A 13,812-nucleotide genomic window follows, 5' to 3' on the forward strand; every position below is an offset into this window, starting at 1 on the left:
GCCTTTTTGTCGCTGGCCTCTATTTTGCTTTGGCTCAATTAGGTTTGAAGACACGCTCTAACCCAAAAACGATAAATCTTTTATAAACCAAGCATCCGTAGCATTATGCTCTGAACCATTTAGTGGTCTTTCAAGTTGTTGGAAACCTAATTTGATGTAAAGGAAATTTGCTGCTTGAAGTTTCTTTAGCGTTTCTAAGTAACAGTGTGAATAGTGTTCCTTGGCGAAGTCGAGTGCTACTTTCATAAGATCCTTCGACAAACCCATACCTTGAGCTTCGGGTGTAATGTATAGCTTTTGCAACTCGCAAATTCCCGGTTCCTGCCCAAATGGTGCAATCCCCACACCGCCCACCACTTCATCTTGTTCATTCACTGCAACCCAATACTTTGCATTTGATTGTTCCTTGTAATATTGTGCCAGACTGCTCAGTTGAGGGTCAAAATATGCTGTTCCCGGAATGTTTAGGTTAAATGATTCCAATGAGCGTTTAATAATTCGCTCTATTGTTTGATTGTCCTTTTCTTCAATTTCACGAATTTGCATTGTATCACTCCCCCATTTTTTAATAATTATAATTTATCAACTCTAATAATCTAATACTATTGACCAAATAATTCAACCTGTTCAAGTATCCCGCCAGTTAGCTTAATGAAGCAATGAAGCATCGTCAGTCTAAATCATTATTTTCTTCAGACAGGATCCAGATGCGACGCTCTCGGCCGGCTCCCCTTCAGCTGCTGCTACTCGATCGATCTCAGGGTGCCTGGCAACGCGCGACATGTCCCCTCCTGCGCCCCAGACACAGAACGTTTGACCTGCGGAACAGGATGGCCGCGCTCTCGGGGGACAAAAGAAATTTCAAAGTTTTAATATCATTGGAGCACCATCTAATAATATAATTTTAGTATCCGAATCTCGTCGGAAAATATCGACATTGGAGGAAATACCATGAAAAAGTTGCGACGTAGGGTTGCTTTATTATCTATGCTTGGGTTGCTCGCCTTCTCGCCATTGACCGCTTTGGCAGCAGAACCGATTATTAGGCCGATTCTCCCGTCTATCCCGTCTGTACCGATCATATTGATCGATCCCGATGACGATTTCCCTTCGGGGTCCTTGGCGAATGCCGCGTTGATCGAGCGCCGTTGGGGGTATTCCCAGCTCAAGGGAGCGTATTATGCTCCGAGCCTGGCGGCGGACGGCACCTTATACGTCGGAAGCTGGAACAAATACTCCGACGGTGACGGGCTGGCCGCCATTGCGCCTAACGGTAAGCCGTTGTGGAGCATCCTCTCCGACAACGGCTACTACGACACGACTATCGGACCGGATGGCACTTTGTACGCTGCAAGAGGGGGAGGCGGGCTGCAGCAAATATTCAAAGACGGACGGACCGGATGGACATACTCAGGTTCTATCACAGGGAAAATTTCCTTTTTGCCGGACGGAACGATTGTGCTCGCAGACTCTGATAAAATCGTATTTATCGCCCCCAATGATGGTTCGATTATCCGGTCGGTCGATGCGCCTTCGGTGCTCGCGCATTCGCTCAGCGTCGCCGCCGACGGCACAGTGTACGCCGTATCCGGCAAGTCGAGTCTCTATTCGATCAAGCCGGACGGCAGCTTGAAATGGTCGCGCGACATGAGCGGCGGCAGCGGCTCCGCCAATTTCTTCGGCACCGCGCTCGGCTCCGACGGCACCGTGTACGCCGTTGCCAACAAAAACACCGTTGCAGCCTACAAGCCGGACGGGAGCGTCAAAGGTAAATATACGGCAACCGCGGACATTTCGACGACACCGGTCGTTGACAAATCCGGCGAGTTGTACGTCGGACTCGTCAATGGCAAGCTGATCGGATTGAACAATGCCATGGGCGTGAAATGGATCACCAAATTTACCAATTCCATCACGCGAATCGTCACCGGTCCGGGAGAGCTTGTATACGTCTACAGCAGCGATGGTCAATATTTGTACGCGATTGCCGCCGTCAACGGCAATGCCAAGTGGAAAGCCGAAGTACCTCATAACAGCGGCGGCGGCCACGGGAATATCGTTTTCTCCTCCGACGGCACTCTGTTTGCCAGCGGCTTCGGGCTGTTCGCACTCGGAACGCCGCCAGTTGCCAGCGTAACGCTGGATAAGTCGACGATCGAACTGCAAGCCGGACAGAGCGCCGCGCTAACTGCCACCGTCGCACCGTCCGAAGCGGTCAATCGCAAAGTCAATTGGAAGAGCGATAATCCGAATGTCGCCAAGGTCGACGGCGCGGGCATCGTAACGGCCGTGTCGGCGGGCAAAACCAAGTTGATCGCAACGACGGACGAGGGCGGCTACATGGCGATTAGCGAGGTGAACGTCAGCGCCTCGCCGTCCCCCCGCATCGTGTTGACGGATATCGACGGCCATTGGGCCAAACCCGAGATTGCGAAAGCGGTGGAACTGGAAATCGTCTTCGGATACGAAGACGGGACGTTTATGCCGGCAAAGAGTGTGACAAGGGCGGAGTTCGCGGTGATGCTTATGCGGGCTTTGAAGCCGGATGTCGAAGGCATCGCTCTGCCGTTCACGGACCAAAACGATATACCTTCATGGGCGGCCAAAGCCGTCGCTCAAGCAGCTCAGCTCAATATTGTGAGGGGCAATTCCGACGGAACGTTTCTTCCGTCGAACAACATCACGCACGAGGAAATGCTGGCGATGGTCGTGCGCGCCTCGGGCAAAACGGTTCCGGATCCCGCGCCGAACAGCGGTTACGCCGACGACGCCGATCTTTCGGACTGGTCCAGGGGGTCGGCATACGTCGCTAATCGGCATTCGCTTCTCGGCGGCATGAACGATAACAAGGTTCGGCCGAAAGCCTCGACCACTCGCGCGGAATCGGCCGCCGCCATCGTCCGCATGCTGGACATATAGTCAACTTGGAAGTAAGATGGGATGTCTTTTTGATTATTATCGGCATCATCGTTGACGACGGCATACACATAGTGACGCTGTGGCGAGACGATCTGCCGACCAAAGGGAATTTTACAAAAAGCGACGAGCTTCGCTTGGAGGCGGGCTCGTCTTTTTTGGCGCGTTATTTCCATATTTTTTTCTTCTGATTTTCATTAAAATGAAAGAAATGTGTTGAGAACATTGCAGCGATTGGCATCTGACTTATCGAGGGCAGGCGGAGACACGGAGGGCGGGCATGTGAGCAGTCGTGAAATTAGCAGCAGCGTCAGCGCTGTAACCGATCGCGGGGAAGCGGCTGAAGCCGACCGCAGCCAAATGTTAGCGGAAAGAGCGCAACTAGGTGATACGGAAGCGTTCGGTGAACTGATCGGGCAGCATCGAAGCAAGGCGAAAATGTGGGCTGAACGGATGACCGGGGATCCGCACATGGCCGACGACATCGTTCAGGACGCGCTCATTCGCGCGTTTCTGCAAATCGGTTCCCTGCACGATACGAGCCGTTTTCTGCCTTGGCTGCACAAAATCGTGCGCAATCAAGCGAACATGCGCCTACGGCGGGGCGGTCCATACAAGCGGGAGAAACCGTTCGCGGCGTTCGGTTTGCCGGAAAGCGAAGCGGGCTCGGTGGAATGGGACGACTTGGACAGCGTGCTTTTCCATTTGACGCGCACGGCCGCTAACGAGGCGAACAACGTCCATAATCCTGAAGAGTCTCTTATGCGCAAAGAGCTGTACGAGACGATTCATTCGGTGTTGCATTGCTTGAACCGCAAAGAGCGCGATATTTTCGAGGCGTGTTTTTTCAAGCAGCTGAGTCCGGACGAAATCGCAGCCATGTACCAAATGACAACCGGCTCCATCTACACCTATATCCACCGCTCTCGCCAGAAGCTCCGACAAGAGCACATTCGCGTCTCTCTTGGCCTACTACCCGACAAGGGAGGAAAGACTTTGGTCAAGAGCAAGCTGCTCCAATTGCCAGAATGGCCGGCTTCGGATGCCGTCATGCTGTCCTTCGTCGATCGGATCGGACATCTGCTCGCCGCAATCGGCGACAGGCGGGAATCCGCTGAACTGTTGGGCTTATCGGGCTTCGCTTTCCGCATGCTCATTTCTGATAAAACGACGTTTGCGGATTGCATTTACATGTTCGATTGGCGGCAAAAGCTGAGAACGTTCATGAAAGAGCTCGGATATGAAGTCTCCCTACTATGCGGGCAACTAGCGGATTCGCCGGTACCGTTGCTGGGCGCCGTCGAGAGGTTTCCCGTCGTGCTGCCGATCGAGGAAGCCGTTATCCCTTTTATCCGAAAAGCGATCGATGCAGGCAAGCCCGTGTTCTATTTCGACACGACGGCTTCTAGGCCATACGTGCACGAATGGTCGTTGATTTACGGCTACGACGATGAAAAGCAATCCGTACGACTGACCGACGTCATGAAGCCGGACGGCAAAACGTTGGCTTATGAGGATATCGCCAACAACCCGGTTCGTTTTTTGGCGTCGATCAACCGGATTGAAGAGCATGAGAAGCCACCTGCTTCTCGATCTGCAAGAGATGCAGCGAGGCGGCATATGGCGGAGGGCAGCATTCGCCAGGCCATCGAACATGCGAAAAACCCGCGTGCCTATCGCCCGATGACTGTATACTTATTGTATACATCAGGCTTGTCCGCTTACGAACGTTGGATTCGACATATGCGCAGCGATCCCGCCATTCCGCCGAACCGATACGGGGCCGGCCAACTGGCAGCCTCCTATGCGCAGGCAAGAACTTATGCCGCCCGGTATCTGAGGAACGTTCCCTTTCAAGGCGAAGCGATGCGGTTTGCGCTGCTCGCTTCGGAAGCGTACGAGCAAGCCGGCGAAGCTTTAGGCGAGTTTAGCGCGGCGGTGCCGTTCATGCGATCGGCAGAGGTGCTATCGCCCGAGCAATGCGAGAAATGCGCGGTTTGGCTGGAGCAAGCCAAAGCTTTCGAAGCAGCCGCGATCGGTTACCTGGAAAAAGCAGTCGACCAACTGGAGAAGGAGAAATCACTTTGAGCGAAAAGACAATGATTCGATTTATGACCGATTTTCACCACTTGCACAACCTCATGGACGCGAAAGCTTCCTTCGAGCGCGATCATCCCGAAGTACAAATCGTCCTGGAGCAGGCGACCGACCATTATGAATTAATGCAAGCCTATAAATCGGACGAAGCTCCGGATATTATCGAATCCGGTGGTTGGGCTCTATTCAACTACAAAGGCATGTTCGTCGATCTGCTCTCTTACGTAGAAGAGGTGCCGGGATTAATGGAGGATTTAAACCCGGGACTCATGCGCGTAGCTTGCAAAGACGGTCATTTGCCCGGGTTGCCCGTGGATGTAGCGCTTCCGCTTATCCTCTATCGGAAGGATATGTTCGATTCCGCGGACCTCCCCTATCCGACGGACGATTGGACATGGGACGAGATGATCGCATTGGCGGAAAAGCTAACGATCCGGGGCGACAACGGGGTGGCACGCCAATTCGGCTTCGGCTTTGGCGTCGATATCGAGGAGTTCGAGCCCTTCGTTATGCGGAACGGAGGCCGATATTTGTCCGCAGACGGCACTACCGCGCGAGGTTACGTGGATCAGCCCGCCGTTATTGAATCGTTCCGGAAGCTAATGGACGCTTACCGCGTGCATCGTGTCATCCGCAATCCAGGTGAGCCTTCGGAAGCGGGCGAGCTGCACCAAGGCTTTGCGATGATTTTCGGCTTTACCTGGTTCGCAGGCGGTATCGTCATCAACGGGCTATCCGACCAATTTGGCGTCGTCGGCTTGCCGAATATGCCGGGTGGCGAGCAGTCCAACATGATTTATATGGGTGCCGCAGGTATAACGTCGAAGTCGCAACATCCGCGACTCGCTTGGGAGTTTCTGCGACACTACGTGCTGGACCGCCACGAGCCTTTCCGCTCGAAGTCGGCGCGCACGCTCCCCGTCACTAGCTCTCTGGCGGAGCAAAGCGGCATGAAGCAGCATCCGATTTGGTCGCGTTACGTTCAGGAGCTGGATCGCGTGCAAGCGAGCGGTTTTTACATCAGCGAAAAATGGAACTCCTCCCGCCAATTGATCAACGAAGACATTCACCGGATGATCGCGGAAGGCGCCGACGTCGCTCAAGTGTTGAAATCTTGGACTCGATTTGCATGATTTGCGTAGCCCCTTTGGGAAGGACGAAATAGCGGTAGTCTAAGGCTGCCGCTATTTCATGGAGCTAACTAATCTCTTCGCCATCCACAAAGCTTGCTTGATACCGATTTCAATTTGATAATCGTTGTTGGGGTCACATGTGTTGCATCGTTCATCCGCAAAACTATACAGATAGTTCATTCAGAATAGGCGCACATATGTCGGCTACGGCACCGACAGAAAACGGATTCACTAATCTTCCAGCAGCCAAAAGATTCAGATAGTTTGTACTCCCTCCCTTGCTGCAAAATGCGAAGTAGTCTTTCCAGGTTTCTTGATAGTTGAGTTTTGACCTTCCATGAAATTCAAATGCACTTATTTGCGCTAAGTTATAGTCCATATAAGAAAAAGGATAGTTGAAGAGATGCGGTTGATTGTGCCAGGAAGTTCCGCGCTTAACAGACTCATGACTACTCCTGGCACGCCAGGGCATATATTTCTGTTCAATTTCTCGCCACAATTCACAACGCTTCCATTTGTTATATGCGGCATAAAACTACTAAATTGTTGGGTCATCCTTTTCATAACCGAAAAACGTCATTTTGCCATTTTTGTTTTTAGCCATACTGTACGGATGGATCTGGTCAGAATATCTCCGAGCGAATCTCCCTTCGCCTACGGGGTAGATCTCAATATGAAGATTTCCTGAAAATCTCGTAAAGTATAATTTCCCATTAATAAATTCTACTTGGATCTTATCTTTCAAATAGGTTCCGCAATACTCTTTAAGCTTGTTTTCGTTGATTGGAATCTCTTCATGTTTTAACGGATAATCCACATCAACTTGATGCAAAATATCTGAAATTGCATTGCCCAGTCTGTACTGATGGATTGATTCGTTATTTGAAAGTATGATTACACAAATATCTTCATCGAAATAATCCTGCATATAGGTGCTTACCCCAAGATGATCTCCCCCATGGGAATATCTAGCAGTGCCGTAAATATGGTGATGTTCCAGACCATAGCAGTAATTGTTTTTGTTCTCTTTGAAAAATCTAATGTACGTTTTTGGAGATAGGAGTTTACGATCCCGCAAACAGGTGTACCATTTGAACAAATCATCGCAGTTTGAAATGATGGCACCTGCACCGATGCTAAATTTCTCATTATAATATGGACTTCTGATGATGGAGTCAAAATCTTTTGAATAATTACTTGACCTGTTTTTTATTGGTTTACATCCGTCATCGACATCGCTGTTCATCATATTCAAAGGTAGAAAGATATTGTTTCGAATATAATCTTCATATTTCTCTCCTGAAACATTTTCAATAATCCAAGCGAGTAAATTATAGTTTGAGTTATTGTAATCATATTTCATACCTGGCGGATTTGTAGGTTTTTTATTGATACACTGCCGGAAGAATTCATTTCGTGAATAGTTCATTCTGTTGTACCCAGCAAAAAAATCATTATCAAAATTATGGAAATTATATAATCCAGAAGTATGCGATAGTAAATGATGAATAGTGATCGACTCGTCAATCTTCATATCGGCAGAGAGATACAATTGTGCGGATTTATCAATATCCAACATGTTCTTGTCATAAAGAAGCATGATCGCAAAGGCAGTAAACTGTTTTGAAATGGAAGCGATGGAGAAGCATGAATTGGTATTGTTTTTAATTCCGAACTCGATACTTGCAATGCCGTATGCGTTTTCAAAAAGAACTTCACCTTTACGGGTAACTTGAATAACGCCGTAAAAGTCCCACAAGTCCAAGTATTTGTTAATATATGTTTCTAGCTTCAATCGTATGGATTGCATCAAGTCCAACTCCTCTCAAACAATTCGCAACCGTAGTGACGGCTCCTGTACCATATCGATTTTTCCATTTTACTATGCTGCCCAGTTAGTGGAACGGTGCCTGTAGCAATGAAAGTCAGCGATGGATCGGTTCCATCGCTGCGCTAACATCTTCCGATAGGTGAGTCCCTAATGAATTCAGAGTGGCAAGACGGTGATTAGCTCGTCTCCTAAGATTTCGCCGTTGTCACGGAATCCGCAGCTTTCATAAAGCTTTTTGGCGGGCAAGTTATCTGCCTTATAAGAAATCCAGCAATAATGTGCAGGCCCGGCCGGAAAGGTACGGATAAATTCCAAGACTTTTTTCATAGTTTCCCGACCGTAGCCCCGGTTCTGGTGATGCTTGTCAATCATCAGTCGCAAGATGCAATAGCTGTCGTGTGCAATTGACGGGAGGTCGTATCCGGTAATTCCATAAGTCAACATAACAAAACCGACCGGCTGCCCATCCGAATAAATGGCAAACGGAAGTGGATGTCCCCCATTGGTTGCAAGGACATAGCACGAAGCCACGCTTGACAGATTTGACGCAACGAAGCGCCGTTGTTCTTCTGTTACTTCCAAGTTAAATATGGCGCGTCGGTTTTCCAGCGTTATTTTTCTGAGCGTAATCATGCAGGTCTTCCCCCTTCATCCCTTATTGTTGTGCGCCGCGGTCGCATAAATAACATTACAGTTTTCACCAAAAAATGAATAGACTTATGTTGAATTTTTTTATATACTATTATGTATCCATGACTTTTTTAGGTGTACCCTTTTTGGCATATTGGCAATTGGTCAACCGGCACAATGATGTGTCGGTTTTATTTTTTTGTTAACGTAATCTGCCCGTTGCTTCAATGAGGCCAGCTAACAGATTCAGCGAGGTCTGATGAAATAAAAAAAGACCAGCATGACGGCTAGTCCCTTCCTTATGTCCAACCCCAGAAAAAACCGTCCCGATCCCAAGCGACTTTTCCACTGTGGAGCTTTTTGAAAACTTTCTTTACATTCTTATCAATAGACGCATTCCCGTTCTCATTCACGTAAATAAACTGCTCTCCGAAATTTGTACGAATGTAGTTCACGGCCTCCTCTTGGTACAGAATTCCCGCGAACCTCACCTTCTCCAGCATCCATTCGGCCACCTGCTCGGCTGTTGCTTCCATGGTCATCTCATCAACCTACCCATCGAAAAAGTTGGTCTATCTTGATCTGCTTCATCTTTAATTATATCAACAAATACTACCAAAGCCATAACGGCAGTCTCTCACTGTTTCACTATAACAATATCCGATAGAGTGTGATGAAAGTTTACAGTTGGTATATTGATATTTACGCCATACTTTCGACCAACAGGGGTAGCTTCAAAAATATAATAATCTGGTGTTCTGTCATAATAATTCTTTGAGACGGTCGCTGGATATAAACCAACGTACAACAAACGTCCACCAGGCTTTAATACGCGAAACCAATTCTTAAACCCCATCTCTATGTCTTGATACCAACCAATATATGTAGCATAAACAATATCATATTCATTATCATTTATTGGTTCTAGTGTCCGAGCATCTGCCACTTGAAAGTTTACATTTAATCCAATTTTTTTCGCATTATCTTTGGCTATGTTAATTGCCACAGGGCTAATATCACATGCCGTTACATTTGCCCCTAAATTCGTCCAAGAAAATGCTTGCCTAGCGTCACATGCACAGCATGTATCTAGAAGTTTTAATCCTTGTATATCCCCTAATAATTCAAACTCAAAGTCAGTTTCGACTCCTCCATCCGCAAAAAAACCGTGAAAATCTGGACGATCCCTTAGTATACATTCCATGTAAATTGGATGATATTTGTCCCATGTTTCTATAACCATTTCAATGTCTTTATTATTCGACATAATAAAACATCCCCTTCCATTATCAGTACATCCCCTACAACATAAGAGTATAATTGGTGACCAGCCAAAGAAAGATTAATAATAATTAAACTTCAATTATCCTGCCCGTTACTTTCATGAACGAAGAGGAGCTTGCCGCGCGGCAAGCTCCCCACTATCGTCAGTCTCCGTTAGTTCCTATATGCGCTCCTATTGGTCAGCAAGAAGGTATTGATCTGACGGAACAACTACTGATTTCGGCATACTTAAGGCCTCATCACCTTATCCCTCTTATCCCGAGGGTCGATCTCTAACGTGAAATCAAGACAGGCAGATTTATTGGAATCGACCTGCTTAGGAATGTGAACATCCGCCTTCACATCCCTCTCCGGATCCAGATTGACCAAGTAGTACAGGGATGCTCCCTTCAGATCATTTTGCTGCACAGCAGCAGGGTTACCCCCACTGCTTCGTCTTTACTCGATTACTGCACTCTTCGGATATTTGACTGACTTCGGACCGTTCGCCCAAGGCGGGGGACCCGGCTCGGTAGAACGATTGCTTGGTACGACTAATGTCATCAGCCTTGAGGTTTCCGAATGCGGCTGAAATCGTTGCGGTTCCAGGATGCCCCGCCGTAACAATCCGTTAGAATCTACCTCGGCCTCCTCAGGGTTGGAGGATGTCAGGCTCAGACTTCCGGAAACAACCCTTTCCAAACCATCGCTGTACATGGCTGTAACTGTGATCCTTCGTTGTTTGTGGGGCTGCATCTCGGACGGTACACCGTTGAATTGAAGCGATATCGGCACGGGCACCACTTCTACCGTTACTCGGTTGCTTTCCTTCGTTACACCCGCTATCGTCATGACCGCTTTGATTTCCGCCGTACCGGGTGAGCGGGCAATGACCCGGCCGTATACGGCTGTTCCCACCGTAGGCCCATATACAAATTCGGCAACGGAAGGACTACTGCTAACATAGGTGATTTGTGCTCCGCTCAAATCGGCAGGCCGGTCATATTCAAGCATCCCGGAGATCTGCAGCATGGTTTCCGAATACTGAGGTAACGCCTGCTCCGGTGACTCCAGCAGGGCTGTGCTCAGTTGCAGCGGTTCAAAAGCTACCGCGTCCGTCCTCAGTGCGGTCGCCGTCTGGCTCGTTAGGCGGGACAACCGGACATACTCGCTTGTTCCGCCGGAAAATTCGTAAACACCTAAATCGGTCCATCCGGATGCTCCGGCTGTGTAATCAACGGTACGTATTTTGGATCCGCCTTGATGTACGATCTCGATTTGGCTGTTCGGATCACTGTTCGAATGGACGACGCGATATAGAAGCACGCGATAATGGCCTGACTGCAGCGCAGGCGTCCATCGAGCGGCAGCATTCGCCGAGAAGCTGTAACGCGTAGCTCCCCCGTTGTATCCCTTTAGACCGCTTAAATCCCATGTCCCTGCTTCCTCGGTATAACCGGAGCTTGTTGTGTTAATGACGACCGCTTGCGGTGTCAATACGATGCTGGATTGATCCAGTACCGAAGGCACTCCGGGATTCAGCATGGCGTTCACTTGACCCGCACTGTTATGCGAAGAGGTCCCTGCGATCCGGATACCTGCCGTAAGCTCCGGCCTCGGATCTACGATGGTCGTCTGATTGACGTTGATGTAGCGGCTGCTTTCGATGGTCATACCTGTCATGACCCCGGTGTATACCGGATCGCTTCCTGTGGCTTCGATCTGATTGCCTATCAACGTCGCGTCCTTCACTCCGCCAATATAAATCCCGTGACGCGGCGGATGGAGGATTCGATTGTTTTCGACCGAGATATTGCCGATATTAGGTTCATTGGAAAGCGCGCTGCCGAGCTTTTGCGAGCGAATCAGTATGGCTGCATTATAAGCGTTATTATTGTGCATCTTCAGGTAAGCAACACGGTCGGCTTCATTATCCGCAATGCGGATGTTGCCGGGAATCGGTCCCTCCGGATAGTCGGGATCGTTGTTTATGGCAATTGCCGAACCGCCCAAATCATAAAACCGGTTGCCTTCTATAACGCCGTCTCCAGACTTAATAAACGCTCCGTAACGGCGCGAATCGCGAAAGATGTTGTTCTTGATCGCAAAACCCGAGCCTGAATTATTTAAATTATATAAAGTGTCCGCCGTCTTATGATCCGTCCCTGCTTTCAAATTCGGTACGGGCCGGTCCCATACGATCGTGGCGCGGTTTGCCAATCCGGATACCGGCTGGACGGACAGGATGGCTGCGGTGCCTTTGATCACGCCGTTGACGGGATCGAAAGCCTGCATAAGATCGCCTGTCCTCGGCAATCTACCAACGGTTACCTCCACCTCCGTGTCGGAAATGACCCTACTGATGACGATCGGCAAGCTGTAAATGTTAATCGCATCGTCGAGCATGCCTTCGAATACGGAGTTTTCAATAACGGGGCCTGTTCGTGACGCTTGGACATGAATCCCGTCCGCGTTCGTTGTTATCATTCGGTCGCTGCCGGGCTTACGTATCACCTGCAGTTGGTTGATGGCAATTTCGTCGGAATAATAAGCGAGCACTGTGGTCCCGGGGGAGGTGTAAACCGTGCTATCCTGTACGGCAAAGTCTTGGGAGTCCTCCACTCGGAAAATGTTATTTCCATGGTCCCTTGTAATCAGAACGAACGTATCTCCAGCTTCCAGCTCACCGGGACCAAGACGGGAGATCATGTTGGAAGGAACAGTGAGTCGATAGGTTTGAGGATCCAACCGGTTCCAGGACTGCACCACCGTATAATCCCGAGCGGTAGGTTTCATCCAATAGGGATTGTCCGGATCACGGACAGTACCCCATAGTCTCGGCACATGGACAAAGCGCGGGTCGTCCAGCAGCGAATATCCCGAATCGGGCACGTAATCGAACGTACCATTGACCCGATCGATTGCAGTGACCTTTCCTTGTACGAACGGAGCTTGAAGATAGTCGAAGGTAATTCCGGTGAAGCTGATATCGTTACACTTCCTGCAGCGGAACACTCCGCCGATCGGATCCGTGGAGAGCAGCGTGGTTCCATTACCGACCACATCTACACCGCTTAGATTGTCGAACAGCAAGCTGTAATAATACATGAGCCGGTCCTTCGGCGTTGCCGCTTGCAATTGAATGCGCTCAAGCATAAAGTCACCCGGTGCACTGCCTTCTCCCAGTTGAAACCGGAGCTGCCGGATGACGCCTTTCCAGGAACCATTGTCACCTGTGTCAAGCAGATAATCCGTAAAGTGCGCGTCCCCCGGTGTCATGGTAAAAGATATGCTCTTCGTATTGTCCCACACGGGATCGGCATCGGTAATCCAATACAGCTTTCCTGCCGTTGCCGCTGTAAGGTTTTGCATTCGAATGACGGCCTTCTTGTACTTACCTGCGTCAAGTCCGAGATGTTGAAGTGAATCGATATGCACCGCCTGCTGGCCTGCGGTTAGCTGTCGTACCTCTCCACTGACGGCGTCGGCCACGGCACCGGAGGCTGGCCACGCCGACAAATCGGCCTCTTCCTCGAAGGTCCAGACATCATCGGGAGGAGAGATCTCATAAGTCCCTGGAGAGAAGAGCACCCGCGCTCCGCCGGGAATTGCGGATGCATTCAGCATCGCTTCGCGTATTGCCCTAGTATCATCTATCCCATCATCCGGCACTGCTCCGAAATCCTCAACCCGCAAGTCCTGAGCGTACGTTCGAGTGTGGCCCATGACCTCTGCCATCCCATTTACCCAGCCCTCTCCAGCAGCTTCTGCTTCATAACCGCTCCAGGCCACTATGAGCAACAGCAACACAGCTATATGGATAAAACGTGCTCTCATATTCGGCACCCTTTCTACAGCAATATACTTTTTATCATCATTGATCGATGATATCATTAAGAAAAAATGAAGATCTTTTCTAATCGCATATACATAATATTACAA

At 49.4% G+C, this 13,812-nt stretch carries 10 protein-coding genes; 4 read left to right on the forward strand and 6 right to left on the reverse strand.

Annotated elements, in window-relative coordinates; translation table 11 throughout:
- Window positions 1–57: 57 nt before the first annotated feature.
- Window positions 58–546, reverse strand: a complete 489-nt coding sequence (locus ABD796_RS15855) for a GNAT family N-acetyltransferase (RefSeq protein WP_344909126.1) — start codon at window positions 544–546, stop codon at window positions 58–60.
- A 405-nt stretch (window positions 547–951) separates the two neighbouring features.
- Between ABD796_RS15855 and ABD796_RS15860 the strand changes: the two genes are divergently transcribed.
- The 4 genes from ABD796_RS15860 (at window position 952) to ABD796_RS15875 (ending at window position 6,146) form a co-directional block, all read left to right on the forward strand.
- Window positions 952–2,919 (forward strand): S-layer homology domain-containing protein, encoded by a 1,968-nt coding sequence (locus ABD796_RS15860; protein WP_344909127.1) that lies wholly within the window; start codon window positions 952–954, stop codon window positions 2,917–2,919.
- 5 nt (window positions 2,920–2,924) lie between these two features.
- Entirely contained in the window at window positions 2,925–3,107 is a 183-nt protein-coding gene (locus ABD796_RS15865) for a hypothetical protein (protein WP_344909128.1), read from the forward strand.
- Window positions 3,108–3,198: 91 nt separating this feature from the next.
- A complete protein-coding gene (locus ABD796_RS15870; protein ID WP_344909129.1) occupies window positions 3,199–5,004 on the forward strand; it encodes an RNA polymerase sigma factor in 1,806 nt (601 codons plus the stop codon).
- Window positions 5,001–6,146, forward strand: a complete 1,146-nt coding sequence (locus ABD796_RS15875; protein WP_344909130.1) for an extracellular solute-binding protein — start codon at window positions 5,001–5,003, stop codon at window positions 6,144–6,146. The genes ABD796_RS15870 and ABD796_RS15875 overlap by 4 nt, the downstream gene beginning before the upstream one ends.
- A gap of 538 nt (window positions 6,147–6,684) precedes the next feature.
- Here ABD796_RS15875 and ABD796_RS15880 read toward each other — a convergent pair.
- The 5 genes from ABD796_RS15880 to ABD796_RS15900 form a co-directional block, all read right to left on the reverse strand.
- On the reverse strand, window positions 6,685–7,956 hold the full coding sequence (locus tag ABD796_RS15880) for a serine hydrolase domain-containing protein (RefSeq protein ID WP_344909131.1): 1,272 nt from the start codon (window positions 7,954–7,956) through the stop codon (window positions 6,685–6,687).
- A 177-nt stretch (window positions 7,957–8,133) separates the two neighbouring features.
- Window positions 8,134–8,610 carry a GNAT family N-acetyltransferase gene (locus ABD796_RS15885; RefSeq protein ID WP_344909132.1) on the reverse strand — a complete coding sequence of 159 codons (477 nt, stop codon included), beginning with the start codon at window positions 8,608–8,610 and terminating at the stop codon, window positions 8,134–8,136.
- A gap of 296 nt (window positions 8,611–8,906) precedes the next feature.
- Window positions 8,907–9,143 (reverse strand): DUF6953 family protein, encoded by a 237-nt coding sequence (locus tag ABD796_RS15890; protein WP_344910277.1) that lies wholly within the window; start codon window positions 9,141–9,143, stop codon window positions 8,907–8,909.
- Window positions 9,144–9,244: 101 nt separating this feature from the next.
- Window positions 9,245–9,874: a class I SAM-dependent methyltransferase gene (locus tag ABD796_RS15895; RefSeq protein ID WP_344909133.1), complete on the reverse strand. Its 630-nt coding sequence runs from the start codon at window positions 9,872–9,874 to the stop codon at window positions 9,245–9,247.
- Window positions 9,875–10,329: 455 nt separating this feature from the next.
- Window positions 10,330–13,764 carry a golvesin C-terminal-like domain-containing protein gene (locus ABD796_RS15900; RefSeq protein WP_344909134.1) on the reverse strand — a complete coding sequence of 1,145 codons (3,435 nt, stop codon included), beginning with the start codon at window positions 13,762–13,764 and terminating at the stop codon, window positions 10,330–10,332.
- Window positions 13,765–13,812: the final 48 nt, after the last annotated feature.

The organism is Paenibacillus hodogayensis, assembly GCF_039536325.1.
Lineage (GTDB): Bacteria > Bacillota > Bacilli > Paenibacillales > NBRC-103111 > Paenibacillus_AB > Paenibacillus_AB hodogayensis.

What these genes read in the sequence shown, in the direction of transcription:
- ABD796_RS15855 (WP_344909126.1), bottom strand. Translation starts at nt 546, where the DNA reads ATGCAAATTCGTGAAATTGAAGAAAAGGACAATCAAACAATAGAGCGA.
- ABD796_RS15860 (WP_344909127.1), top strand. Translation starts at nt 952, where the DNA reads ATGAAAAAGTTGCGACGTAGGGTTGCTTTATTATCTATGCTTGGGTTG.
- ABD796_RS15880 (WP_344909131.1), bottom strand. Translation starts at nt 7,956, where the DNA reads ATGCAATCCATACGATTGAAGCTAGAAACATATATTAACAAATACTTG.
- ABD796_RS15885 (WP_344909132.1), bottom strand. Translation starts at nt 8,610, where the DNA reads ATGATTACGCTCAGAAAAATAACGCTGGAAAACCGACGCGCCATATTT.
- ABD796_RS15890 (WP_344910277.1), bottom strand. Translation starts at nt 9,143, where the DNA reads ATGGAAGCAACAGCCGAGCAGGTGGCCGAATGGATGCTGGAGAAGGTG.
- ABD796_RS15895 (WP_344909133.1), bottom strand. Translation starts at nt 9,874, where the DNA reads ATGTCGAATAATAAAGACATTGAAATGGTTATAGAAACATGGGACAAA.
- ABD796_RS15900 (WP_344909134.1), bottom strand. Translation starts at nt 13,764, where the DNA reads ATGATATCATCGATCAATGATGATAAAAAGTATATTGCTGTAGAAAGG.